The organism is Natrinema limicola JCM 13563 (assembly GCF_000337475.1).
Classification (GTDB): Archaea; Halobacteriota; Halobacteria; order Halobacteriales; family Natrialbaceae; genus Natrinema; species Natrinema limicola.
In genome coordinates, this window is record NZ_AOIT01000027.1 from 23,820 (window position 1) to 48,429 (window position 24,610).

The 24,610-nt window shown below is 63.5% G+C and carries 26 protein-coding genes; 15 read left to right on the top strand and 11 right to left on the bottom strand.

Annotated elements, in window-relative coordinates:
• Positions 1 to 6: 6 nt before the first annotated feature.
• Together C476_RS05755 and C476_RS05760 are read left to right on the top strand one after the other, a co-directional pair.
• A complete protein-coding gene (locus C476_RS05755) occupies positions 7 to 1,878 on the top strand; it encodes a UvrD-helicase domain-containing protein (protein WP_008010791.1) in 1,872 nt (623 codons plus the stop codon).
• Positions 1,875 to 3,050 (top strand): M24 family metallopeptidase, encoded by a 1,176-nt coding sequence (locus tag C476_RS05760; protein WP_008010793.1) that lies wholly within the window; start codon positions 1,875 to 1,877, stop codon positions 3,048 to 3,050. Before C476_RS05755 ends, C476_RS05760 begins: the two co-directional genes overlap by 4 nt.
• A gap of 19 nt (positions 3,051 to 3,069) precedes the next feature.
• Here C476_RS05760 and C476_RS05765 read toward each other — a convergent pair whose 3' ends face one another.
• Positions 3,070 to 3,324 (bottom strand): DUF7533 family protein, encoded by a 255-nt coding sequence (locus C476_RS05765; protein WP_008010797.1) that lies wholly within the window; start codon positions 3,322 to 3,324, stop codon positions 3,070 to 3,072.
• Between the two features lie 184 nt (positions 3,325 to 3,508).
• On the opposite strand from C476_RS05765, the gene C476_RS05770 reads away from it, so the two are divergent.
• Both C476_RS05770 and C476_RS05775 read left to right on the top strand, forming a co-directional pair.
• Positions 3,509 to 5,473, top strand: coding sequence for a sensor histidine kinase (locus C476_RS05770; RefSeq protein ID WP_008010799.1), 1,965 nt, complete (start codon positions 3,509 to 3,511; stop codon positions 5,471 to 5,473).
• 84 nt (positions 5,474 to 5,557) lie between these two features.
• Positions 5,558 to 6,169 (top strand): riboflavin synthase, encoded by a 612-nt coding sequence (locus C476_RS05775; protein WP_008010800.1) that lies wholly within the window; start codon positions 5,558 to 5,560, stop codon positions 6,167 to 6,169.
• Between the two features lie 28 nt (positions 6,170 to 6,197).
• Here C476_RS05775 and C476_RS05780 read toward each other — a convergent pair whose 3' ends face one another.
• Positions 6,198 to 7,214, bottom strand: coding sequence for a PrsW family intramembrane metalloprotease (locus tag C476_RS05780; protein ID WP_008010802.1), 1,017 nt, complete (start codon positions 7,212 to 7,214; stop codon positions 6,198 to 6,200).
• A 158-nt stretch (positions 7,215 to 7,372) separates the two neighbouring features.
• Positions 7,373 to 7,798 carry a DUF7522 family protein gene (locus C476_RS05785; RefSeq protein WP_008010804.1) on the bottom strand — a complete coding sequence of 142 codons (426 nt, stop codon included), beginning with the start codon at positions 7,796 to 7,798 and terminating at the stop codon, positions 7,373 to 7,375.
• Between the two features lie 158 nt (positions 7,799 to 7,956).
• On the opposite strand from C476_RS05785, the gene C476_RS05790 reads away from it, so the two are divergent.
• The gene (locus C476_RS05790) at positions 7,957 to 8,334 is read left to right on the top strand and encodes a DUF7532 family protein (RefSeq protein ID WP_008010806.1); all 378 of its coding nucleotides are present in this window, start codon (positions 7,957 to 7,959) and stop codon (positions 8,332 to 8,334) included.
• A gap of 67 nt (positions 8,335 to 8,401) precedes the next feature.
• The gene (locus C476_RS05795) at positions 8,402 to 9,832 is read left to right on the top strand and encodes a DUF402 domain-containing protein (RefSeq protein WP_008010811.1); all 1,431 of its coding nucleotides are present in this window, start codon (positions 8,402 to 8,404) and stop codon (positions 9,830 to 9,832) included.
• 322 nt (positions 9,833 to 10,154) lie between these two features.
• Here the strand turns inward: C476_RS05795 and C476_RS05800 are convergent, their stop codons facing one another.
• Positions 10,155 to 10,289, bottom strand: a complete 135-nt coding sequence (locus tag C476_RS05800) for a DUF7560 family zinc ribbon protein (protein WP_049911620.1) — start codon at positions 10,287 to 10,289, stop codon at positions 10,155 to 10,157.
• 260 nt (positions 10,290 to 10,549) lie between these two features.
• On the opposite strand from C476_RS05800, the gene C476_RS05805 reads away from it, so the two are divergent.
• Positions 10,550 to 10,825, top strand: a complete 276-nt coding sequence (locus C476_RS05805) for a hypothetical protein (protein ID WP_008010812.1) — start codon at positions 10,550 to 10,552, stop codon at positions 10,823 to 10,825.
• A gap of 45 nt (positions 10,826 to 10,870) precedes the next feature.
• Here C476_RS05805 and C476_RS05810 read toward each other — a convergent pair whose 3' ends face one another.
• On the bottom strand, positions 10,871 to 11,926 hold the full coding sequence (locus C476_RS05810) for an aldo/keto reductase (protein ID WP_008010813.1): 1,056 nt from the start codon (positions 11,924 to 11,926) through the stop codon (positions 10,871 to 10,873).
• 122 nt (positions 11,927 to 12,048) lie between these two features.
• Here C476_RS05810 and C476_RS05815 point away from each other — a divergent pair, with 122 nt between their 5' ends.
• The 3 genes from C476_RS05815 to C476_RS05825 all read left to right on the top strand — a co-directional run bounded on the left by C476_RS05815 (position 12,049) and on the right by C476_RS05825 (position 13,665).
• Entirely contained in the window at positions 12,049 to 12,264 is a 216-nt protein-coding gene (locus tag C476_RS05815; protein ID WP_008010814.1) for a hypothetical protein, read from the top strand.
• 100 nt (positions 12,265 to 12,364) lie between these two features.
• Entirely contained in the window at positions 12,365 to 13,264 is a 900-nt protein-coding gene (locus C476_RS05820; protein WP_008010815.1) for an acyltransferase, read from the top strand.
• Positions 13,265 to 13,338: 74 nt separating this feature from the next.
• On the top strand, positions 13,339 to 13,665 hold the full coding sequence (locus C476_RS05825) for a DUF7577 domain-containing protein (protein ID WP_008010816.1): 327 nt from the start codon (positions 13,339 to 13,341) through the stop codon (positions 13,663 to 13,665).
• A 35-nt stretch (positions 13,666 to 13,700) separates the two neighbouring features.
• On the opposite strand, the gene C476_RS05830 is transcribed toward C476_RS05825, so the two are convergent.
• Entirely contained in the window at positions 13,701 to 14,453 is a 753-nt protein-coding gene (locus C476_RS05830) for a TraB/GumN family protein (protein ID WP_008010817.1), read from the bottom strand.
• Positions 14,454 to 14,759: 306 nt separating this feature from the next.
• Here C476_RS05830 and thsB point away from each other — a divergent pair, with 306 nt between their 5' ends.
• A complete protein-coding gene (gene thsB / locus C476_RS05835) occupies positions 14,760 to 16,424 on the top strand; it encodes a thermosome subunit beta (protein WP_083857029.1) in 1,665 nt (554 codons plus the stop codon).
• A 470-nt stretch (positions 16,425 to 16,894) separates the two neighbouring features.
• On the opposite strand, the gene lrp is transcribed toward thsB, so the two are convergent.
• Positions 16,895 to 17,359 (bottom strand): HTH-type transcriptional regulator Lrp, encoded by a 465-nt coding sequence (gene lrp / locus C476_RS05840; protein WP_008010819.1) that lies wholly within the window; start codon positions 17,357 to 17,359, stop codon positions 16,895 to 16,897.
• A 126-nt stretch (positions 17,360 to 17,485) separates the two neighbouring features.
• On the opposite strand from lrp, the gene glnA reads away from it, so the two are divergent.
• From glnA to C476_RS05855, 3 genes are all read left to right on the top strand, one after another.
• Positions 17,486 to 18,841 carry a type I glutamate--ammonia ligase gene (gene glnA / locus C476_RS05845; protein WP_008010821.1) on the top strand — a complete coding sequence of 452 codons (1,356 nt, stop codon included), beginning with the start codon at positions 17,486 to 17,488 and terminating at the stop codon, positions 18,839 to 18,841.
• A gap of 293 nt (positions 18,842 to 19,134) precedes the next feature.
• Positions 19,135 to 19,311 (top strand): hypothetical protein, encoded by a 177-nt coding sequence (locus C476_RS18675; protein ID WP_160162891.1) that lies wholly within the window; start codon positions 19,135 to 19,137, stop codon positions 19,309 to 19,311.
• A gap of 169 nt (positions 19,312 to 19,480) precedes the next feature.
• Positions 19,481 to 19,999: a gamma carbonic anhydrase family protein gene (locus tag C476_RS05855; RefSeq protein WP_008010825.1), complete on the top strand. Its 519-nt coding sequence runs from the start codon at positions 19,481 to 19,483 to the stop codon at positions 19,997 to 19,999.
• A gap of 6 nt (positions 20,000 to 20,005) precedes the next feature.
• On the opposite strand, the gene C476_RS05860 is transcribed toward C476_RS05855, so the two are convergent.
• The 4 genes from C476_RS05860 to C476_RS05875 all read right to left on the bottom strand — a co-directional run bounded on the left by C476_RS05860 (position 20,006) and on the right by C476_RS05875 (position 23,209).
• A complete protein-coding gene (locus tag C476_RS05860) occupies positions 20,006 to 20,509 on the bottom strand; it encodes a hypothetical protein (RefSeq protein ID WP_008010828.1) in 504 nt (167 codons plus the stop codon).
• Between the two features lie 77 nt (positions 20,510 to 20,586).
• Positions 20,587 to 21,714: a pyruvate dehydrogenase (acetyl-transferring) E1 component subunit alpha gene (gene pdhA, locus C476_RS05865; RefSeq protein WP_008010830.1), complete on the bottom strand. Its 1,128-nt coding sequence runs from the start codon at positions 21,712 to 21,714 to the stop codon at positions 20,587 to 20,589.
• 67 nt (positions 21,715 to 21,781) lie between these two features.
• The gene (gene ygfZ / locus C476_RS05870) at positions 21,782 to 22,873 is read right to left on the bottom strand and encodes a CAF17-like 4Fe-4S cluster assembly/insertion protein YgfZ (RefSeq protein WP_008010832.1); all 1,092 of its coding nucleotides are present in this window, start codon (positions 22,871 to 22,873) and stop codon (positions 21,782 to 21,784) included.
• A 39-nt stretch (positions 22,874 to 22,912) separates the two neighbouring features.
• Positions 22,913 to 23,209, bottom strand: a complete 297-nt coding sequence (locus C476_RS05875; RefSeq protein WP_008010834.1) for a DUF6432 family protein — start codon at positions 23,207 to 23,209, stop codon at positions 22,913 to 22,915.
• 222 nt (positions 23,210 to 23,431) lie between these two features.
• Between C476_RS05875 and C476_RS05880 the strand changes: the two genes are divergently transcribed.
• A complete protein-coding gene (locus tag C476_RS05880; RefSeq protein WP_008010835.1) occupies positions 23,432 to 24,529 on the top strand; it encodes a DUF7093 family protein in 1,098 nt (365 codons plus the stop codon).
• Positions 24,530 to 24,610 lie beyond the last annotated feature (81 nt).

Here is a 24,610-nt window from a genome sequence, read left to right on the forward strand (position 1 = left end):
GCTACAATGGCTACGACGGACACGACGGTTACCCGCCTGTTCGGTGGTCCGGGAAGCGGGAAGACGACAGCGCTTCTCGACCACGTCGAGGACATTCTCGAGCAGGACGGCGTCACCTTCCGAGACATTCTCGTTGTCTCGTACACGCGAGCGGCAGCGCAAGAGGTTCGAGAACGACTCGCCGAACGGCTCGACGAGAGCCCGCGTGCGCTGCAGGGCAACGTCTGTACGATGCACGCGAAGGCCTACGAGCTCCTTGATCTCTCTCGAAGCGACGTAATCGGCGAATCCGACAAAGAGGACTTCTGCGACGAGTACGGCATCGAGTACGAAGACGAGTACTCGGGTGCTGGCCGCCGAACCGCTCGGTCGACGACGATCGGCAACAAAGTCATCGCGACCAGTCAGTGGCTCCAGCGAACCAGCCGCGACGTCTCCGACTGGTACGACGTCCCGTTCCAGTGGGACGAAGAGGAAGTCCGACTTCCACCCGAGATCGACCCCAATGCCCAGGAGGGCAACAAATACACCCCGACCTGGCCCAGCGACGACGACCGGATCGACGTCCCCGAAGCGATCCGCGCCTGGCGCTCCTACAAGGGCGAGCAGGGCAAGATCGGCTTCGCCGATATGCTCGAGCGCGTCGAACAGCGCTCGCTGCTGCCCAACGTCGATTACCTCGTGATCGACGAGTTCCAGGACATCACGACCCTGCAGTACGACGTTTACGAGGAGTGGAAACCGCACATGGAGCAGGTCCTGATCGCCGGCGACGACGACCAGGTCGTCTACTCCTGGCAGGGGGCCGATCCCGCGCTCTTGCTCGAGGAAGACGTCGATGAAGACATCATCCTCCCCAATTCCTACCGGCTGCCATCGAACGTCCTCAATGCGGTCAACAAGGAGATCCGCCATATCGACCAGCGACAGGACAAAGACCTCAAACCCCGCAAAGAGGGCGGGGCTGTCGAGGCACGCACGAACGCGTCGATGCTCGACGTGGTCCGGATGGTTCGGCGGACGCTCGTCGAGGGCGACGGCACCATCATGGTGTTGTTCCGGGCCCGCTACCAGATGTTCCAGTTCATCGATGAGTTCATCACCGAAGGCGTGCCCTTTACTTCGCTGACCGACCAGCGGATGTGGACCGACCGGCTCACGCAGTACGTCCGCGCGGTCGAAGCGATCGACGCCGGCGAGGACGTCACCGGCCTGCAGGCCCGCCGACTCGCCGATATGCTTCAGGAATCGGCGTTCGGCACCAACGACCGTGACGACCTCTTCGACGAGATCGACGAACGCCAGGAAGACGCCGGCATCGACGATCTCGCGGAGCTCATGATTCCGGCCGAGGTCATCACCGACCACGTGCCGTTCATGCCCGGCCCGGCCTCTGCCTCGGATATGCTCCGAAAAGTGACGAACTTCCAGAAAAAGAGCGTTCGGGCCTATTTCGCGATCGGCGAGTACCAGGGGATGGACACCGACCGCGTCCGCCTCGGGACGATCCACTCCGCGAAGGGTCGCGAGGCCGACCACGTCTTCGTCGGCACCGACCTCACCGAAAAAGTCGTCGAGCAGATGGTCGCCACCGTCGACGATCCGACTGACGTCCCCCACTGTGAGGAGTTCACCAAGACGACCTCGCCAGTGCCCGTCTTGACGGACAACGAACGGCGTGTCTTCTACGTCGGCATGTCTCGCGCCCGCGAGCGGCTCGTCCTCCTCGAGAACTTAGTCGACGGCGCACCCACGCTGCCGGTCGACGTCCTGTTGAAAAACGAACTGACAGAGCTGACCCTCGAGGAACTCGTCGAGGAGGCCCAGCAGCCAGTCGACGACGGGGACGCAGACGAGATCGAAGCCGAAGCGCCGTGACCGGCGCAGACGAACCCACTCTCGAGTACGGCCAGCGAGCCAGCGTTCCGTCGGCGCTCGCCCGTGAGCGGCGTGACCACGCGGCCAGCGTGCTGGCTGCGACACTCGAGAAGCGAGATGCGACCGCGTTCGTCCACGCCGGCCTGGAACACGATCCGGCGATCCGTTACAGCTGCGAGTCACTTCCACACGGGCGTACTGCCGTCGCGTACGACGGCACTGCCGACGAGTGGCTCGTCCACTCGCCCGACGTAAGCGACGGCCATCCTGCTGCCGACCTCGCGGCGACGCTTACGGGTCGCGGTTGCGAGGGGACGATCCTGACCCCGCCACACGTTCCACACGATGCGGCGCTCTACCTCGAGAACGCGGGCTTCGAGGTGGCCTCGACGGATGCCATCGCACGGGCACGGGCGACGAAAACCGCCGGCGAGCGCGATCGGATCGCGCTCGCACAACGCGCAGCGAGCGCTGGGATCCAGAACGCTGCAGCGATGCTGGCCGACGCGACGGTCGTCGACGGTCGGCTCGCGGTTGCGGATGGGAACGGCGACACCATCCCGTTGACGCCCGCCCGCCTGCGAATCGCCATCGACGAGGCGATCGTCGGCGCGGGTGCGTTCCCGGCCGGCAACACTGCCGTCAATCCAGAGACTGTCTCACACCTAGATACCGACGCCGATGGCACAGCGCTCCGGCCCGACGAGCCGATCGTACTCGCAGCTGCGCCCTGCGGTCCGGCCGGCTACTACGGGGGGCTCGTCCGGACGCTCGTCGTCGACAGCGACGGCGGCCAGGAACGGCGCGTCCACGTCGCCGTCACCCAGTCGTTTCGCTCCGCGCGATCGCTTCTGACGGCCGGCTCGGCGTCCGTGCGGACCGTCGCGGCCGATCTCGAGGCAGAAGTTCGCTCGTTCGGCTTCGACGACAGCGACGACATCGAGGCCACCGTCTCCGGCGTCGGCCTCGAGCCCTGTGAAGGGCCGAGTGACGGCAGCAACGAGATCGAACCCGGGGCCGTCGTCCGACTCGATGTGGCCGCCCGCGTCGACGAAACGAGTCGACTTCGGATCGCCGACGTGGTAGTCGTCACCGACGAGGGCGAGCGACCCGAGCGACTCGCTGCACCCGCACACTCGCTGTCGCCAGCGGCGCTGCTCGAGCAATCGTAGTTCGGTTCGTACTGCCGCGTTATCGCTCGTCTTCGGCGTCGGGCTCTGGCTCCTTTGTGACGACTCCCACGAGCCGTTTTGCGAACAGTTCGGGGATGTCCGTCGGAAGCGTCAGCCAGTGTTGGATGACGACGAGTCCGATCGCGAGTCCGACGAGGGCGACGCCGATCGTCGTCTGTCCGCGAATCAACACGAGCTCGAGCCCGGCGATCGCAGCCGGAAGCGCGAGGACGAGCGTACCTGCGAGTTTGATCGTGTCGATGATGCCGGCCATTGGCGGTATATCGCGCCTGCGGCGTAAAAACGCGACGACAGTGGCTCCGATCGTTCACGGTGGCGCTGTCGACATCCGGGTAAACGGATTTGATTTCGGTATGCGGAATTGACTATTCATTAAAACTTTGAAATAGATGGCGCTCCGGGTACGAGTATCGGCCTCGAGCCCGAGAGCGCACGTCATGCTACGCCAATCGAGACAGCGATACGAAGCGATCTGTGAAGCCTCTCCAGATGCCATCCTCCTCGTCGATCACGATGGTCGGATCACCTACGCGAACGCGCGCGTGACCGATCTGTTCGGATACGAGCCAGCCGACCTCCTCGGTGAGCCGATCGAAATCCTCGTTCCGGAGTCCGTCCGGGACGAGCACATCGCCCGACGAGATGCGTATATCGCCACTCCGGAGGCCCGTCCGATGGGTGTCAATCTCGAACTCTCGGGCCGACGAAAGGACGGCTCGACATTCCCGGTCGACGTCAGCCTGAGTCCGATCGAGACCGACGGACAACGCCGGTTCATGGCTGTCGTCCGGGACATCAGCGAGCATGAGGCGCTTCGGACAAAGTACCTGACGATCCTCGAGGCAGTGCCGGACGCGGTCCTCGTTGCGGACGCGGAGACGGGCGAGATCATCGAAGCGAACCAGCAGGCAGCCGACCTCTCGGGATACGAACCGACCGAACTCATCGGTGAGCCCCAGACGGTCGTCCACCCATCGGACGAAGAAGCGGCCTACCGTGAACTCTTCGAAAACCACGTTGGGTCCGGCCAGTCGATCTTCACGCAGTTTCCGGACGGCTCCGACATCTACGTCGAAACCAAAGCCGGCGGCCGAGTGCCGGTCGAGATCAACGCTCACGTCTTTGAACTTCAGAATCGACAGCTGATTGCAGGGGTCTTCCGGGATGTGACGGCCCGAAAGGAGTACGAGCGACAGCTGCAGGCGCTTCACACGGCGACGCGCTGGCTGATGGAGGCCGACGACAGCGAAGAGATCGCACAGCTCGTCGCCGACGCTGCGAGTGCGATCCTCGGCTACGAGCACAACGTCGTTCGACTCGTCGACGAAACGTCTCTGCGGGCGGTCGCCGTAACCGAGCAAGCGGAAACGGAGCTAGGTGAACGACCGGCGTATCCGGTCGACGGTGACTCTCCGGTCAGCCACGCCTACCGAAGCGGTGAGCCGATCCGGTACGATGACGTTCGATCGCTCGAGGACGACCACGATCGCGGCGAGGCACACGCCGCGATGTATCTCCCGCTCGGAGACCACGGTGTGATCAGTATCGTCGATCCCGAGACCGGCGCGTTCGACCAATCGGACGAGGACCTCGCGTTCGTGTTGTCGCTGAACGCCGAAATCGCGCTCAATCGACTCGCGTACGAACGGGACCTCGAGCGCCAGAACGATCGTCTAGACGAGTTCGCGAGCGTCGTCGCACACGACCTGCGCAATCCCTTGAACGTCGCTCAGGGTCTCCTTGCGACCGCACAAACCGAATCCAACCTCGATCACTTGGACGACCTCGACGACGTCCTCGATCGGATGGCGGGGATCATCGACGACGTGTTGACGATGGTTCGGTGTGGGTACGACCTCGAGTCGACCGACGCGCTCGCGTTCGGTGACGTCGTCACGTCCTGTTGGGACACCGTCGCGACTGCCGATGCCTCGCTCGAGATCGAAGCCGATGGCCAGTTGTTCGCCGACGCGAGCCGCATCCGGAACCTATTCGAGAACCTGTTTCGAAACGCTGTGGAGCACGGCTCGACGAGCCCTACCTCGAACGCTCGGCAGGACGCCGTCGAGCACGGCTCGACGAGCCCCGCCTCGAACGCTCGGCAGGACGCCATCGAGCACGGTGGCGAGGGCGTCACCGTGACTGTCGGACTCGTCGAGGACGGATTTTATATCGCCGACGACGGGCCGGGGATTCCACCCGACGAGCGCGATCGCGTCCTCGAGCCCGGCTGGACCACGAACCCCGACGGAACCGGGCTTGGCCTGAATATCGTCCGTGAGATCGCACAGGCTCACGAGTGGGATATCGACGTCACCGAAAGCGCGGCTGGCGGCGCGCGGTTCGAGTTCTCCGGCGTCCGCACCGCCGTCGGTGACGAGTCGGCCGCGCCATCATCCTGACGTCCCGACCGTGAGCACTCGGATGTGGCTCCGCTGTGGGCCGGACCCGGAACGGCTTTCCCCCATCGCCCGTCACTTGTAGATATGTTTACGGGGATCGTCGAGGAGACCGGCGAGATCGTCGCCCGAGAGCGGACCGACGACGGCCTTCGACTGCGGATCGGGGCCGACGAGGTCGCGACGGACCTCGAGCACGGCCAGAGTATCAGTGTCAGTGGCGCGTGTCTCACCGTCGAGCGATACGACGAGGGCGCGTGGTTCGAGGTTTTCCTGGCGACCGAAACCGTCGAGCGGACCTATCTGGGCGAGCTCGAGGTCGGCGACCCGGTCAACCTCGAGCGGGCGATGCCGGCCGACGGCCGGTTCGACGGCCACGTCGTCCAGGGCCACGTCGACGCGGTCGCGACCGTGACGAACGTCGAGTCGGTCGAAGAGGACTGGTTCTTCGAATTTGACCTTCCGGAGGGGTACGACCGCTACGTCGTCGAGAAGGGCTCGATCACGCTCGACGGCATTAGCCTGACCGTCGCTGAGCTCGACGCAGCGAACGGTCGGGTGACCGTCGCGATCATCCCGACGACTTACGACATGACCACGCTCTCCGAGAAGGCACCCGGCGATCCGGTTCACCTCGAGGTCGATGTCTTGGCGAAGTACGTCGAACGGTTGCTCGAAGCACGATTTGAAGACGACTGAGTCGCGAGTGCGACGCTCGACTGCGTGATCAGCGTTGTGGTGGCTCGAATTCGGTCAATTCCGGACGTGGCGTCTCGACGTCGTCGTCACTGAGCGTCAGATACGCGTCCCGGTAGCGGGCGAGTTTCCGATAGAGGTAGTAGCCGATCGTGAGGTCGTAGCCGATTACATACCCCACGAACGCGACGCCGTAGCCGACGGGCAGGGCGTCGGCGAGGAGTTGTGGAACGATGCCGACCGTGACGTTGTACGTGCCGTGGACGAACGCGGCAATGAGCAACCCTTTGAGGACGATCGGGCCGGCGTACTCTTGGTTGAACTTCGCTAAGCCGAGGTAGTAGCCTGCGATCGCCGAATAGATGACGTGACCGGGACCGGCCAGCGCGCGGACCGTCGCGATCCCGCTGGCGGTAACGAAGAGGTTTACTTCGGGACTTGCTTCGCCGATGACGCGGCTGATGTAGACGGCGTTTTCGATGGCCGCAAAGCCAAGTCCAGCGACGGCCCCGTAGACAGCCCCATCGATGACGGCAGTGAAGCTGCTGCTTCGATAGGCAAACACGTAGACTGCGAGGAGTTTGACCGTCTCCTCGACGGGGCCGACGATCAGGTAAAAAAAGAACACGCCGCTACCGAAGCCGAGAACTGCCTGACTGAGCGAATTGATAAGCGCTGCAAACGTCGCGAAGAGGACCGCGAGCAGAAAAGTCGCCACGAGCAACCCGAGCGGCTCGCTCGTCGTGATGTCTGCATACCAGATATAGGTCGCGAGTAACCCCGCGGGGACGACAGAAAGCGCAAGGAAGACCGCGACGAACGGGTCCTCGAGGACGATCGCGGCCGGCGAGACGAGCAACGAGACAGTGATCGCGATGGCAGCCAGCAAGACGAGCGCACGGAGCCCGTAGCTAACCGTACTGTAGAGCGTGTACGCGAGCAGATCGACGACTGATCGGGGCTCCCACGTCGAGATGTCGTAGAGATCGACGGTTCCGTCACCACGTCGCTCCTCGGCTCGCTCGACCGGGTCGTGCCTGCGCTGCATGGCTGTTCGTTGGCGCGCTGGCCCGGTATAGGTTCGGCACTCGGCGGCGCGAGCGTTGCATCGCCAGTCTCTCACGTATGGCTCGTCGTGACGCTGCTCGAGTCAGCGGTCTACAGGCGGGGCAGGCCGAGTGCCTCGGGGCGTGACCTCGAGGCGGTTCACTCGCCGCGGAGAAGTCGCTGGATCGCGATGGCAGCGTCTTCGAACGCGTTGACGTCCATACTGCCGATCGTCAGCAGGACGCCGATGTCGCGCTGGAGCACTCGGACGACGAACCCGTTCTCGTGAAACCGGACGGTAAACTCGTAGTCGCCGATGTCCGAGTTACGTTCTCTGCGGGCGACCGCCGTCCGGACAGGGACCTCGGAGAACCCGGCCTGTTCGAACTCGACCAGTTGCGCTTTGGCATCACGGGCGTCGGCCGTTGAACCGTAAAGGTCCTGCCGGAGATACAGGATGTCGAACGCCGACGGCGTGAAGTAGAGCACGCTCCGAAGCGTGTCACCGAGACTAGTCCGTGCGGCGCTGACGATACCGGTTGCCAGTTCATCGTCGAGATCCGTTCTGTAGAGTTTGCCACTCATGCGCATTGTTGGCAGTTCCCGGTATCAAACGTTTCGCCTACAGTACTCGTGAACGGAACGACAGCCGGGCTGAAAATTCCGGCAGACGCGTGTCTACTCAACGCAGCGACCGGCACGAACTCGGAATGATCAAAGGTCTCCCGGCCCAACCGGCGGCTATGCATTTCGACCAGCGAACTCAGCAGGCGCTTCGCGACGTCGGCCTCGAGACCGACGACCTCCGGGCCGCCTCGGAGGCCGTCGTCGAAGCCGTCGCCGAGGACGCAGCGGCGCTCGAGGACTTCTTCGACGAACACGACACCGTCTATTCCGATATGGAGATGGCCCACTCGACTGTCGACTATCCCGAGCACACCGTCGAGTATGCCGACATCACGACCCACGCCGACGAGATGCGCGGCTGGCTCCGGTTCGACACGTGGGGCGTCTCCATCGAGGACGGCCGACTGCTGGACGACGGCTCCGTCGAACTGACGCTCGGGCCGACGATTGACGATCGGGTGCGGTTCGCGCCCGACCGCGAGACGCTGCGGTGATCGCCGTGTTCGCGGCCACCGACGGATCGCGCTCGAGCGATCCACGACGGACGACGGAGGGGAACCGATGACGACGGCCCGCGTTCGCGGCATCTACACGACGGCGGTTACCCAGCTATTGAGCGAGGCCGATTTCGAAGTCGTTCAGGCCTCCGACCCGATTCGGGAGCGGTTCGACCAGTCGTTCGACACCGTGCCGGCCGACGTCTCGATCGAGACCACCCGCGACCGGCAGGGCGTCGAGGTGTCGGGCGATCCCAACGCGGTCGAGATGGCCATGGCCGAACTCGAGGGGCTTGCGATCGATACCTTCCGCTGGGACGACGCTGTCGCTCGTGGCGCGGTCTTCGATGCCGAAGTACTTGATGCCGACGGCGGCAGCGGTGCCGTCGTTGCCCTTGGCGACGGCCGGCGGGGCTATCTCAGCTACGACGACGTCGATGGCTACGTCGAGGCCGGCAATCGCTACCGGGTGCAGGTCACCGAGCCCACACCGCCATGGGACGACGACCGACCACTCGTGCGGCCGACCCTCGAGGTGCAGGGCGGGCTCTGTACCCTTTCGCGGGACCGGAGCGGCGTCTCGGCGGCGATGCGCGGTGAGCGCGCGGACGAACTCGTCGGCATGACCGACCTCCTCTCGGTCGACGTGCCTGACGGCTGGGGAATCCGCTGGCAACACGCCGCGGCTGATGCGGACCTCGAAGCGATGGGCACGGCCCTCGAGGACGCGGCGAATCGCGCGCGCCTGTTCGAGGACGAACTCGCCGATGCACCCGACGAACCGGGCGAACCGGCGCTGCTCGCCGCTCCCCAGCGAACCGCGTGGGGCTGGTTCGGCCGCCAGTCCCGATTCGCGCTCGATGGAGTCCGCCGGCACGTGGAGACGACGATGCCGGGCCACCACCGGACGAAGGCAGCCGATCGCGCCGCGAGCGCGGCGGTCGACTTCGCGGAGGCAGTCTGTGGATCGGCCGACGATGCCGCGGCTGGCGATGACTTCCCGTTTGCAGCCGTCACGCGTCAGTTCGGCCCCACGACCGGCGATCGTCTCGAGATCGGCCACGGCAAACCCGACGGTCGACGCATCTCGCTCGGTCGCGGCGAGGTCACCGACTGGGACCCCGAGGGCAAGCTCACGCTCGAGCGCTCGATGCGCGGGGGCGGCAGCTACGACGCGCTCGGCACTCCCAAAGACGACGGCGACGTGGCCGTGACGAAGTTCCGCGAGGGCCGGTGGTGGTATCCGACGACCTACAAGGCTGCCGACGGCACGTCGAAGGGGACCTACGTCAACGTCTGTACGCCGGTCGAACTCTTCCCCGACTACGTGCGGTATGTCGACCTCTACGTCGACGTGATCCGCCAGCCTGATGGAACGGTCGAGATCGTCGACGCCGACGAACTCGAGGACGCTGTCGATGCCGGGCTGGTGTCGGACGAACTGGCTGCAAAAGCCATGGATGTCGCGGAAGCCGTCGAGCGCGCGCTCTCGTAGGGCGGCACCGCTCAGTCTGATACAGTTGAGATCTCGTCGGGTCGGGATGCGGTCGACCTACCAGCTCCCACGATGTTCTCTCGTTAAAACCTGTAATATCGGAACGGAATGGAGGGGGGAGGACCCTCTCTGGTCTGCAAGCCGTCCCTGATACCACTGGACAGAAGTCAATACGAAGCCGGTCGCGAATTTGTGGCCGTCCCCGCAGGTGACGGCCGCATACATGCGACGGGCTTTACGTCGTCCTGTTCGGCAGTGTGTGAAACGGGGACCGTTCGAGCCGTCGATACCGCGTCGATCCTGTGGCTCGCCGCTCGAGCCCTTAGAGTGCGAAGTTGCCTTCCGTCACCGATCGTCCGCAGACCGGACAGCCGTTGGCCAGCGTCGCCGCTCGCATCGGGTCTGTAACCGTGATCGACCGCTGGCAGTCCGGACAGGTAAACTCGTATGCTGTCATGGGTCTGAGTGTGCTGGCACGTCTAGAGAGACGGGACCGTTCGGGTTAGACGGGGGGCCCAGATATGGAGGGGCATATATAAGTCATCGATCCTGACGCTCGCCGCTGTCCGCAGCCAGTGTAGCCAGCTCTGTGGATTGCTCGCGATCCTGTATGCGCTTCGAATGCCGACCTGAACGCACCGGCTGAGTTACAGGACCCGTTACGAGGCCGACCGAACAGGGTAAATCGTTACGGGGTGGTATCGCATACCAGTATCTATGGGTTCGCTCAACGAGGAAATGGCCGACGTGCGGTCGGATATCGACGACGTCAGAACACAGCTTCGGGAGGACGTTCCGGACTTTTTCGAGTTCGACGTGACGGTGGGGAACATCTCGTACAACGCCAACAGCAACAGCGTCTCCGTCACCATCGAGCCGAGCGCTCGAGCGCGGGATCAGCTCTCGGCGCAACTCGGTGGCGTCGACGTGCGGACGGACGGTAAACTCGAGTTCGAGTTCCGACTCACGGAGTCGTCGTCTCCCAACGAATAGCGACGTCCACGGGCGTGACCGCTCGAGTCTGTCGCAGTGGCTCGATCAGTCAGCCGCGAGTTTGTCCAGTCCGGCGGACTCGATGTCTTCGCCGTCGACCGACGAGCGTAGCGCGTCCATGCCGTCGTCGCGGTCGATGCCGAAGTCGTTCGCGTAGAGGTCTGCGACGCGATCCATCTCTTCGTCGGAGAGCTTTGGCACGTCGCTTGCGGCTGCCCACTCGTCGATGTCCGCTTTCGTGCGGAACGTCGGGGTGACGGTCGCGACGGGGTCGTGGGAGAGTAGCCACGCGATCGACGCCTGTCCCATCGTGCGCTCGCCGTCACGCTCTAAGAAGCGCAGTTGCTCGAGTTTCTCCCAGCCGGTCTCGTACCACTCGTCGGGGCGGAAGCCGCGGTGGTCGCCCTCCTCGAGTTCGGTCTCGGGCGTGACCTGTTCGTTGAGGATGCCCGAGGAGTGTGGCACGCGGGGGATCAGGCTGGTCGACGAGCCGGTCCGCTCGATCGTCTCGAGGAAGTGGTTGCCGACCTCCTGTTCTAAGACGTTCCAGACGAGTTGCACGGAGTCGAACTCCTCTTCGATGGCGAGGTCGCCCTCGGCGAGCCAGCCGATCGAGGGGCCCAGTGCGAGGCCGGTGGCGTCGATCTTGCCCTCTTCTTCGAGTTCGTCGAGCAACTCGAGGACGTCGGGCGTGATCTCGTCGACGTCGGCGTTGTGCAGTTGGAGCACGTCGACGGAGTCCATCTCGAGGCGATCTAAGCTCTTCTCGACGGCCTCCCGGAGATACTCGGGGTTCATCTCCTTGGGGAGTTCGCCGTGGCCGGCCTGTGGGTTGTTGTAGAAGTCATAGCCGACCTTGGTCGCGATGGTCACCTCGTCGCGGACCTCGGCCAGTGCCTGCCCGACCAGTTCCTCGCTGTGGCCGTGGCCGTAGACGTCGCCCGTATCGAAGTAGGTGATCCCCTGCTCGACCGCGTACTGGAGCATTTCGATGGCGTCGTCTTCGGAGCGGTCGCCCCACCAGTCGGTACCGACGGTCCATGCGCCGAAGCCGACTTCGCTGACCTCGACTCCGGACTCGCCGAGTTCGCTGTGTTGCATACTCATCTCTTTGGAGCGGGAGAACTTAGGGTGACCGGAACGCTCGAATTTCGTGTCGAACCGGTTTGGCCGTCAGTCCTGTGAGGCGAATCGCTCTTGGGTGTCGGTTGAGACGTATTCGTATGTCCAGTTCTCGCCGCGACTCGCGCGATCCCAGATGGGTCCTGCTCGCCGTCCTCCTTGGCAGCCTGTCGCTTGCCCTCCTCGCTGTGAGCCGACTCGAGATTCCGAGAGACCGACTTTCGGTTGGCGCAGTGCTCGTCGGGACGTTGCTGGTCGTCGGCACGCTTGCATTGCCCGCGTTGCTCTTTGCTGGGTGGCAGTCCGGTCAGGAGTAAGAACTTATCAGAACAACCCAGTAACACGCACGTTAGTTGGTCCGGCAACCACGGACGCACAACCGAACCCCTATGAACTCGGCGGGCAATACGTCGGGGTATGACAAAGCGGTACGTGTCGCTCCCCGAGGAGGCAGAAACGGGGATGCGCGAGTTTATCGATGAGGTCGACCGACGGCTCTCGAGCGACGAGGACACCTGCTCGGTCGTCGAGGACGTTCTGATCGACCTCTCGGGCGACCGCGAGGCCTACGAACGCTGGCAGCGCGGCGAGTCGGTGCCGCCAGCCGAACGCATCCGCCTGCAAAGCTACGATCCCTGTAATACGACCTTAGAGAGCGAATACTACGCCGAGAAAGACGAGGCGGCGTTCCGCCGCTCCAAGCACCTCCAGTGGCTCTGGCGGCAGTTCGACAGCCTGCCGATCGCGGACAACGTCGAGTTCGCGCTTCGGTTCCGGCGGATGCTCGCCGATCACCTCTTCGAGGACTGTGGCGACAACTGCCGCTTTTTCAAGGGCATTACGTTCACTTACGGCCACAACATCACGATCGGGGACAACGTCGTCGTTCACGACGACGTCCACTTGGACGACCGGGGAAAGCTGACGATCGGCGATCGCGTCTCGATCTCCGACGGTGTCCACATCTACAGCCACGACCACGACGTCGTTGACCAGACAGAGGTACGTAACTACCACACGATCGTCGAGGACGACGTCCGACTCACCTACGACGCGATGGTCCGCGCCGGCTGTAAGGTCGGCGAGAACGCCGTCGTCGGCGCACGCGGCATCGTCCAGAACGACGTTCCCGCCCACCACATCGCCATCGGGATGCCCGCCAAAAGCGTCAAGATCAAACCCGGCTGGGAAGACGTCGCGACCCCGATCGACGAGGCCGGCGTCAACCGGCAGGACGAACGCCACCTCGAGTACGACCTGCCCGACGACCTCGAGGTCTTCGACGAGTTCGGCCGTGACTTACAGCCGCCCCAGTAGTTCTCGTCGACCTGACTCTCGTCAGCCCCGACAGCGGGGAATATCCAAGTGCCTCGAGACCGTATCGCACACTGATGGCACTCTGGGGCTGGCTCATCGGCTATGTCGCGCTGTTTGCCCTGCTCCACCTGTTACTGTACTACCTGTACGTCCGGCGCAGCGACGGCGAGAACGAGCGAACGCCGTCGTTTGCCGATCCCAACCACGCGAGTCTTCGATCGTCGCCCGGTCCTGATCGCTATCCGCGTGCCACGGACGAGGGACACGATGCTGACTGGGATCACGACGCTGATCGCGAGTTCGACGGGGAGACGATCTGCTGTCCCCACTGTGGCGCACCCAACGAGGCCGATCAGACGTTTACGTACTGCTGGAACTGTGCGTCGGGCTTGCGCCGGTGAACGGCAGTAACGCGGCTGCCGATCGAACCGGTTTTTTATTCTGCCAGCGCCGTCGCAAGCCGATCGAGGTGATCGACGCCGACGACGGCGACGGCCGTCCCCGGTTCCGAGCGGATCTCTGCGAGTCGCTCGATCATACAGCGCTCGCGCGTTTCGTCTCGGTACGCTAGAGTGGTACCGTCGGTGTCGACGCTGCCAAGCAGCGCCTGAATGCTGGCGACATGGGCGCGCTCGTGGGCGGCCTGTCGATCCGGCGAATCCTCGTGATCGACATCGTATTCGACCGTGTCGCCGGGAATGACGGTCATCGACGTCGCGTGGGTCAGCGTCGCGGCGATCCGATAGGTGAGTGCATCACGGGTCGCGTTGCCGACACTCGAGAGGACACGTCGCGCCGTCGCGGGCGAGACACGGTCGGCGACCAGTCGCGTGACGAGCCGGCGGAGGAACGACCAGTTCGGGGCGTCGATGCCGACGGCCTCGGCGTCGGGGGCAGCGCGGATCGCTGCGCTCATCTCGCCGCCGAACCGCGGCGGCGTCGGATCGTCGGCGTCACCGTTGCGGCCGTAGACGCGGTACAGCGGCATCGCAACGGGCGGTAACTCGAGTGCAAGCGTCGCCGGCTCGACGTGTTCCAAGACGCGTTCGACGCGGGCGACGCTGGCGGGATGGTCGTGGACGACGCCGATCAACACGAGATCGCCGGTCGTGTCGGGAAGTCGGCGGCAGAACTGGGCGGTGATCCGAGGATCGTCGAACGATTCGGCGAACGAGGGGGACTCGTCCATTGCTCATAGAGTAATACGTGACTACCGCTATAACGCTTCCGTTGTATTGACTCGGATTCGAGTTGTGATTGGTCCTGGTGCTGACGGAACCGCCAGCGTCGTAGCTGGCGCTCGAGTGACCTAATAAAAACACTCTGTCACTGACCGATTGGGAACGAGTAACGACCGACTTCAGCCGAGCGAAACCGTCGACATCGTCCCGCACTGCCACGGTTTTCCTCGATCAACGACCGCACAGGCTGCGATCGGAGTGTGAGAGAATAGGGAAATATTTATATAGAATCACAATCAATCACTCGACCGACTATGAGTCAGCGAATGCAGCAGGGTCAGCCGATGATCGTAATGAGCGAGGACTCCCAGCGCGTCAAGGACAAGGACGCGCAGGATTACAACATCAGCGCCGCCCGTGCGGTCGCTGAAGCAGTCCGTTCGACACTCGGCCCGAAAGGGATGGACAAGATGCTCGTCGACTCCATGGGATCGGTGACGATCACCAACGACGGCGTCACCATCCTCAAGGAGATGGACATCGACAACCCGACGGCCGAGATGATCATCGAAGTCGCCGAAACGCAGGAAGACGAAGCCGGCGACGGCACCACGACGGCCGTCGCGATCGCCGGTGAACTCCTCAAGAACGCCGAGGACCTCCTCGAGCAGGACATCCACCCGACGGCGATCATCAAGGGCTTCCACCTCGCCAGCGAGCAGGCCCGTGAGGAGATCGACGACATCGCGACCGACATCGACACCAGCGACGAGGAGGTCCTCCGCAAGACCGCTGAAACCTCGATGACCGGCAAGGGCACCGAGGTCAACAAGGAGTATCTCGCCGAACTCATCGTCGAGGCCGTCCGCCAGGTCACCGTCGAGAACGAAGACGGCGAGAACGTCGTCGACCTCGAGTTCTTAAACATCGAGACCCAGACCGGCCGCAGCGCCGGCGAGTCCGACCTGCTCGAGGGCGGCATCGTGGACAAAGACCCTGTCCACGACAACATGCCCACGTCGGCCGAAGACGCCGACATCCTGCTGCTCAACGAGGCCATCGAAGTCGAAGAAACCGACATCGACACCGAGGTTTCCGTTACGGACCCCGACCAGCTCCAGCAGTTCTTAGACCGCGAGGAGAAACAGCTTCAGGAGAAGGTCGACACGATCGCCGACCTCGGTGCTGACGTCGTCTTCTGCCAGAAGGGCATCGACGACCTCGCCCAGCACTACCTCGCCAAGGAAGGCATCCTCGCAGTCCGCCGCGCCAAGAAGTCCGACCTCGAGTTCCTCAAGGAAATCGTCAGCGCGAACATCGTCTCCGACCTCGAGAGCGCCGAGGAGGACGACCTCGGCTTCGGTGACGTGACCCGCGACGACGAGGACGAACTCTTCTACGTCGAGGGCGAGGACGCCCACGGCGTCACCCTCCTGCTGCGTGGCTCGACCGAGCATGTCGTCGACGAACTCGAGCGCGGCGTCAACGACGCACTCGACGTCGTCGCCCAGACTGTCTCCGACGGCCGCGTCCTCGCGGGCGGCGGTGCCATCGAGGTCGAACTCGCCTCGCGACTCCGTGACTACGCTGACTCCGTCTCCGGTCGCGAGCAACTCGCCGTCGAGGCCTTTGCCGACTCGCTCGAGCTCGTCCCGCGCGTGCTCGCTGAGAACGCGGGCCTCGACTCGATCGACACGCTGGTCGACCTGCGTGCGGCCCACGACGACGGCGACGTCGAAGCCGGCCTGAACGTCTTCACGGGCGACGTCGAGGACACCTTCGAGTCCGGCGTCGTCGAACCGGCCCACGCCAAAGAGCAGGCCGTCACCTCCGCTGCCGAAGCGGCCAACCTCGTGCTCAAAATCGACGACATCATCTCCGCCGGCGACCTGTCGACTGACAAGGGCGACGACGAGGAAGGCGCACCCGGTGCCGGCGGCATGGGCGGCATGGGTGGCGGCATGGGCGGCATGATGTAAGAGCGGTTCGGAACGAACGCAGTGAGTGAGAACCGCTGAAAGCGAGCGGGGAACGGAGTGACCCGCGAGCTAAACCTAAATTTTGCTCTGTCGTTCGAGAGAGCTTCGCTCTCTCGTGATGACGAAAGGCGCGAAGCGCCTTTCGAACCACGGGCCGCCGAAGGCGGCCCTCGGCAAAATTTAGTATAAAATCACTCCTCGCTCCCGGGCTCACGGCTATCGCCGTTCGCCATCCCGCGGCGCGAAGCGCCGCGCCTTGGTCGCTCGTCGGCCCGAGCGCCGTACGCTCACGGGCTTTGCCCGTTCACGCCCGCGCTCGGTGAACGGCGTCACTCGGGTTCTTCGAACCGCTCGCTCGCCGACAGTTGCTCGGACAGCGTTCACTGCAGACATCTGCTTTTGTTCGCTCGCGAGGAGCGCCGTAGTGTTGCCACTGCTTGCAGTCGGAGTATTCGAAAAGGACCGTCTGTTTACGCTTCCTCGTCGACCTCGAGTTCGAACTGCTCGTTCTCGGAGACAGCGTTGAGAACGACGCTGGTGTTCGAGGCTTTGATATCGGGGTCGGTCAGCAACTCTTTGATCTGATCGTTCATGCCGTCGGTGTTTTCGAACTTGCCGATGGCGATCACGTCGTAGTCGCCAGTGACCTCGTAGACGCTGGTCATCTGGCGGTGGTCGCGTAGCGTGTCGGTGACGTCGGGCAGGGCATTCCCCTCGACTTGCAACTGGATGACGGCGGTTACGTCGTAGCCAACCGCGTCGTAATCGACGCGGGGGGTATAGCCCTCGATAACACCTTCTTCCTCGAGATCGGAGAGGTGATTCGAGACGGTCGTCACGGAGACGTCGAGATCCTCGGCGAGGCTGCGCAGGCTCGCCCGACCGTCGCCGAGAAGTGCATTCACTAGTTTTGCATCGAGATTTTCGTACGTCATCACATCGACTCACTCATTGAAGCCTTTAGAACTTTACGAATATGCAGTTTGGGGCGGGAGAGAGAAGATTTGCTCAGAACAGTAGTGTTTTAGTAAGCGGGTTACGAGAATACGACGACGAGAAAGATGACAAGCGGAAACCTCACAGACACAGAACAGGCGGTGCTGGACGAAATCGAGGAGAAAGACGTTGACTTCCTCCGACTGCAGTTTACCGACATTCTCGGAACGGTCAAGAACGTCTCCGTCCCAGCCCGTCAGGCCGAGAAGGCCTTTGAAGAGGGGATCTATTTCGACGGTTCTTCTATCGAAGGCTTCGTGCGCATTCAGGAATCGGACATGCGGCTCAAGCCCGACCCGGAGACGTTTGCGATTCTGCCGTGGCGCAAGAAAGAGGGCAGCGCTGCCGCCCGAATGATCTGTGACGTCTACGACACCTATACCGGCGAACCGTTCGAGGGTGACCCGCGTCGCGTCCTCAAGAACGCCCTCGAGCGTGCCAACGAGATGGGCTATACGGTCAACGCCGCGCCCGAACCGGAGTTCTTCCTCTTCGAGGAAGACGAGGAGGGCCGTGCGACCACCAAGACCAACGACGCCGGCGGCTACTTCGACCTCGCACCGAAAGACCTCGCCTCCGACGTCCGCCGCGACATCATCTACGGCCTCGAGAGCATGGGCTTCGAAGTCGAAGCCAGCCACCACGAGGTCGCCGAAGGCCAACACGAGATCAACTTCACCTACGATGACGCCCTGACGACGGCCGACAACGTCGGCACCTTCCGCACCGTCGTCCGTGCGATCGCCGCCCAGCACGACCTGCACGCGACGTTCATGCCCAAACCGATCCCGAAGATCAACGGTTCGGGGATGCACACTCACCTTTCGCTGTTCACCGAGGACGGCGAGAACGCCTTCCACGACGACGACGACGAGTTCAACCTGAGCGAGGAGGCCCACGCCTTCACCGCCGGGATCTTAGAGCACGCACCCGCGATCACGGCGATCGCAAACCCCACCGTCAACAGCTACAAGCGACTGGTGCCGGGCTACGAAGCTCCCGTCTACGTCGCGTGGTCCGACCGCAACCGCTCGGCGCTGATCCGCCGACCTGCCGCACGCACGCCCGCAGCGTCGCGCATCGAACTGCGCTCGCCGGACCCATCGTGTAACCCCTACCTCGCGCTTGCGGTCATGATCCACGCCGGTCTCGACGGTATCGAGCAGGGCCTCGAGTGTCCCGACCCGGTTCGCGAGAACATCTACGACTTCGACGAGGCAAAACGCGAAGAGTACGGCATCGACACGCTGCCGGCGAACCTCGGCGAGGCTGTCGACGCCTTAGAGGAAGACGAAGCGATGTACAACGCCCTCGGCGACCACGTCGCCTCCAAGTTCATCGAGGCCAAACGCCAGGAGTTCGAGGAGTACCTCATCGACGTCTCCGAGTGGGAACTCGACCGCTACCTCGAGACCTTCTAACCCGGCTTCTGCTGCCCCATAGGTCCGTTTTTTCTTTTGTATCGCGGGCAATCAGTCGCTACTCGATCGTGGTCATGACCTTCCAGTGCCAGCGTTTCGGACTCGAGTGTGTCGTAGCGGTCCCAGATTGGCGCGAGGCTCACGACACGAGTATCCCCGATCGTGGCCTCGCGGTGGCGATGATGATGGCCGACCGCTGCCGGGATGGGGTCGGAGACGTTTTCGCGTCGATCGAATCCGAGGAGGCAGATTCAAGCCCGGCCCTTAGACGCGTCGGCGTCGGACCCTCGGGTATGGCTGACACTCCTGACAGCAACACTGTCGAAACGGAAGACGACTCCATCCACGTCCGATTTCGCGATCCCGATCGGGACGACGAGATCCGGACTCCCGAGTGGGCAGCGCAACCGGCCAGATCGGTTTCGGATGGCAGTGAGGTCCACACCGGAAAGCTCGAGGGCGATCAATGATCCAACCGGTATCCGCCGGGCTGTGCGCAGTGGGCTTCAGCCGACTCGAGAGACGGCAGTGGCACATCCGGTCGAACTCGCCGTGTCGGTCCCGACGAGTCCAACCAACGCAAGACTGTCATGGCTTCCAGACTGCAGAATTATACGTTCGATCGTTGACGGTGTGGATATGGTCGACAGGCGAACCTACGCGTTCGAGGGGACCCAACCGACGATCGACAAGACAGCACGGGTAAGCCGAGAAGCGACGCTCGTGGGCGACGTCGACATCGGAGCCGACGCGAGCATCTGGCCCGGCGTCGTGCTTCGCGGTGACGTCGGTCCCGTCCGCATCGGACAGGCAACGCACGTCGGGGACAACGCGACGATTCACGCCTCACAGCTCGGGGATCAGGTCATGGTGGGCCACGGAGCTATCCTCAACGAGACGACCGTCGAGGACCGGGCGCTGGTCGGGTTCAACGCGACGACTAACTCCGACGTCACGATCGGCAGCGGCAGCATCGTCGCCGCAGGCACCGTCGTCCCAGACGGCTATGATATTCCGCCGGAGTCGTTCGTCCGTGGCGTGCCAGCAGAGATTACGCCACTCGAGAAAACGGGGATCGACGCCGAGGCCATCCTTGAGGAGTACTCGTCGGGCGAGTACACCGATCTGGCCAAGCGCCACGAGGAACTGTTCGAGTAATTCGCTTCAGGCTTGCTGGGTCGCCGAGCCGAGCTCGAAGATCTCACGGTAGAGGCTCTCGGCGAGGTGATCGATGTTCGCTTCGGCCTCGCTGGCGTCCATCGTGTCGCCGATGCCCTGCCACTCGATGGACAGCCGGGTGATCGGCACCAGTGCGACCCCACCGATGACGATCTCGCCGTCGGGCGTGTGGACGTGCCACGCTGTCTCCATCCCGTTCGACGAGCGAGTGACACCGTCGATCTTGCCGCCCGCAGCAACCCACCGCTCGACGAGATCGTCAGTGAGTCTGCGGAGCTTCCGTTCACCGAGCAGGTGGAGAGCGCCGCCGCCACTCGCTAACAGCGCGAACGCGACGGCTGCCATCGGCAGGCCGCCGTAGGGGACGTTGATCGACGCTGCAAGGCCCGCCGTCACGACGACCAGGCCGAGCACCCGCACGTCGACTGCGCTCGGCACCGTGCCGCTCCAGGCCGCTGTCGTCTCCCGAGACGACTGCTCGAGTTGCATCTCGACCGCATCTCGATGCGGTGACCGGGTAGCCGTTTGCCTGTCCTATTGCGGGCTTTATCCGACTGATTGTGAGTTTACTCGTCCTCGAGTAGTGCGTCGTCGCCGTGGGTTTCACGCAACGTCTCGAGAGACTCGCGTTGGGCCTCGAGTCGCGGCGTCGGCTCTGCGTAGGTGTACTCGAACAGCTCGCTGGGATCCCCATCGACGCCCTCGGCGCGGTCGACCAGCGTCGCCAGCGTCTCCTCGATCTCTGACTCGATCGTGTCGATCCGATCGTCGTCGATAACGCCTTCATTCCGCAGGTACGCCTCGAACCGGTCGATCGGATCCCGCTCGCGCCATCGTTGGACCTCCTCGTCATCCCGGTAGACGCTGGGGTCGTCCGCCGTCGTATGGGCACCGTAGCGGTACTGGACCGCCTCGATCAGCGTCGGGCGCAACCGGCCACCGTCAGGCTCGAGGGCCTTTTCCCGTGCCGCTTTCGTCACGGCGTAGGTCGCGAGTGGGTCCATGCCATCGACCTGGACGCCAGCAAAGCCGTAGGCGTGGGCCTTCTGGGCGATGGTTGCGCTCGCGGTTTGCGCTTCGCGCGGGATCGAAATGGCCCACTGGTTGTTGTTACAGATGAAGACTGTCGGGGTGTCGAACACCCCAGCAAAATTCATCGCCTCGTGGAAGTCTCCCTCCGATGTCGACCCGTCGCCGAAGTGGGCGATGCCGATGCGCTCGTCGCCGTCTAGTTTCGCCGCCCACGACCAGCCCACTATGTGAGGCAGATGGCCGGCGATCGAGATATTGAGCGGGAAGACATCGATTTCGGCCAGCGCAGCGTTGCCGTCCTCGTGGCCCATCCAGTAGAGCAGATACTCCCACGGCATTCCCCGCGCCGCAAGCGCACCGTGTTCGCGGTACTGAAAGGAGAGCGTATCTTCGTCGGCCAGTGCGTACGTCGAGCCGATCTGAGAACCCTCCTGGCCGGCCAGCGAGGAGTACGTTCCCAGCCGACCCTGCCGCTGGAGGCTGATCATCCGCTCGTCGAACCGGCGAGAAAACCGCATATCCCGGTACATCGAGCGTAACGTCTCCGGCTCGAGCTCCGGTTCCAGTTCGGGTGCGACGACGGTCCCATCGGCATCGAGCACCTGAATCCGATCGTTCGGTGCCCGCTCGAGAAGGTCGCGCTCGCGGACGTCTCCTGCCATGGCTTGTCACTCGAGTGCGGCCTATATAACAGTGGTTCCGAACGCGGGTCAGTTCCGTCCCACTCGATTACTCATACACTGGCAGCCGATCCGACTGATCCGACCCCTCAACGAACGGCAGTTCCGTGCGGGTTGCAGCCACTTCGTCGCCGCCGATCCGGACCGTCAACTCGTCGCTCTCGAGGCCGTAGTCGACGAGCGCGAGCGCAAGGACCGCCTCGCACATCGGACTCTCGCCCGCGCGGGTGACTTCGCCAACCGACGCGTCACCGTCGAAGATGGCCGCATCCGATTCGGGCACGGCTTCGCCCTCGAGGGTCAGCCCGACGAGTTGGCGGCTGGGCTGGCCGCGGTTCTCGACGCGGGAGACGACTTCTTGACCGACGTAACAGCCCTTCTCGAAGTCCAAGGCGCTTTGCAGGCCGAGGACGTTCGGGAGCGTTCCCTCGAGTTCGGTGTGAAAGAGCGGCGAGCCGGCCTCGAGCGCCAGGCTCTCGAAGGTTCGGTAGCCGAAGGGGGCGGCATTCAGTCCCTGATTGAGCAGCGTGTCGTAGACGGCCGCGGCGTCGGCAGCGGCACAGATCACCTCGTAGCTCTCCTCGCCGGTGAGCGCGTCGGTGCGGATGACGGTGACGCCCTCGTCGCCCATCGTCCCGCGGACGAACGAGTAGCGCTGCTCGGGCGAACCGGCACCGTTGAGGACACTCGCGATCTTTTCAGTGGCCTGTGGGCCGTGAATCCCGAAAATCGCGTACTCGTCGGTCGCGACGCGAATCTCGACGTCCTGGATGAACACCTTCTCGGACCACTCCTCGGCCAGCCCCTCGGCAGTCTCGGGCTGGGTAAACAGGAGGAGTCGCTCGCCCGCGTTGTAGATATAGAGTTCGACCTCGATCCCGCCCTGTGGATCGAGCACGAGCGCGTAACACCCCTGTCCGTCTTCCGCTGGGACGCGGTTCGACACCACGTTGTCGACGTACTCGAGACGGTCGTCACCTTCGACGACGAGTACGCCGTAAGCTAACTCGAGTAAGCCGACGCCGTTGCGAACTGCCCGATGCGTGCGCTCCGGTCGCCCGTAGTGTTCGACGATCCGTCGGTCTGCGCGCTCGCCGAATGTGGCCCCGAGATCTTCGTGGATGGACTCGATGACGCTCATGGATACCCTCTGGGCGCTGCGCGTATCAGGCGTTTCGATTCAAAAAGGCATCCGGTCGCGCAGCCACTCCCCGATCGACTGGTCGTCGTCCTCGTCGGCCGGCTCGTCGGGGACGACGCGGTCAGCGGGCTTGATCACCGTCTCTGAGTTCGACTCGACGACGATCAGATCGTCTTCTTTGAGCATCGACAGGGCTTGCTCGAGTTCGTCGATGTCAACCTCGACGGCCGCCCGGAGTTCGAAGACGGTCATGCCGTCATCGGCGCGATCGACCAAGGCATCGAGTATCGCCACCTCCGTCCCCTCTCGGTTCCGGTACTCCCGCTTTGCTCTCATCCATGCTCCCATTCGACGACCCGGGATTTGACGTTTGTCGTTCTGACGACGTGGCTATCGGCTCGATTCACGAGACTCGGTCACAGCCTCGGGATCGGACCACAAACGGACACCGTTTCTCTGTTCGACAGGATAGAACCGCGAGACAGTTCGAATTACTTTCACGAATAGCAGACATACAGGCAGTACGTTTTTTATGGACTGGATCGGTACGATTGGACAATGGTCCTGCGATGTTCGCTGCTCGGACACGACTTCGGCGACACCGAGGTCGAACACGAGCGCGAAGAACGGGGCAGTGAGGTCGTCGTCACCGTCCAGGAATTCGAAGAGTGTTCCCGCTGTGGCGAGCGCAACGTCATCAGCGAGAACACTGAGGTGACCAGCCTCGCCGCCGGAACAGATGCCGACTCACTCCCCAACGATCACGATCCCGACCCGACTGAACCGCCCCTCGAGCCAGACGCTACTGACGAACTCACGTCCGAAACGGACGCCGCGGTCATCGATACTGACGAACCCGTCACCGAAACGGATGCCGAGTTCATCGACGCCGACGAACCCGATTCCGGAGGGGACGCTGCGTTCGTTGACGCTGACGAACCCGTCACCGAAACGGATGCCGAGTTCATCGACGCTGGTGAATCCAGTTCCGAGACTGATGCCGAATTTATCGACGACAACACCACCGAGTCGACCGCTGAAAGCACACCCACTGACTCGGACACGGAGACCGCCTCCGCGGAGACCACAGCCACCGACGACATCGATCTCCCGACCGACGAAAACGGCGATCCCGTCGTCGATGACGGCGAGATCCTCGAGGACGACGATCTTGCCCCTGAACGGGACCGCGAACACGGTGAGTGGCCCGACTCGAGCGACGTCGGTCCACCGGTCGGTGCCGACTCCGCCCCGACGGCGTGGCCCGATGATGATACCGACACTGGGACCGACACCGAAGACGTGGCATCCGATCCGACCCCAACCGACGACGACGCGGTCGTGATCGACAACGACGTACCAGCAGATGCCAGAAACGACGCTCGGTCGGTGACCGCAGCGCCCCCGACCGACGCGACCGACAGCGCGACCGACGCGACCGACGACGCCTCGTCCGAGTCGGCAAGCGGTATCGAGTGGGCCGACTCGGTTCCGACGCCGACCGAACGCGACAACGGCACCGCAGACGACGTTCCGACCGAGTTCTACTGTCCACGATGTGACTACGTCGCCAGCGGCGACCGCGCCTCGCTGCGCGCCGGCGACATCTGTCCTGACTGTCGCAAAGGCTATCTCAGCGAACGCGAGCATCAGTAGCCGTCTCCCTCTGGTTGTGGTCGTCCGTTCACTTACACTGCTGCTGGTCGGTCGATCGATCGACGACCCTCCCGGCCAGTG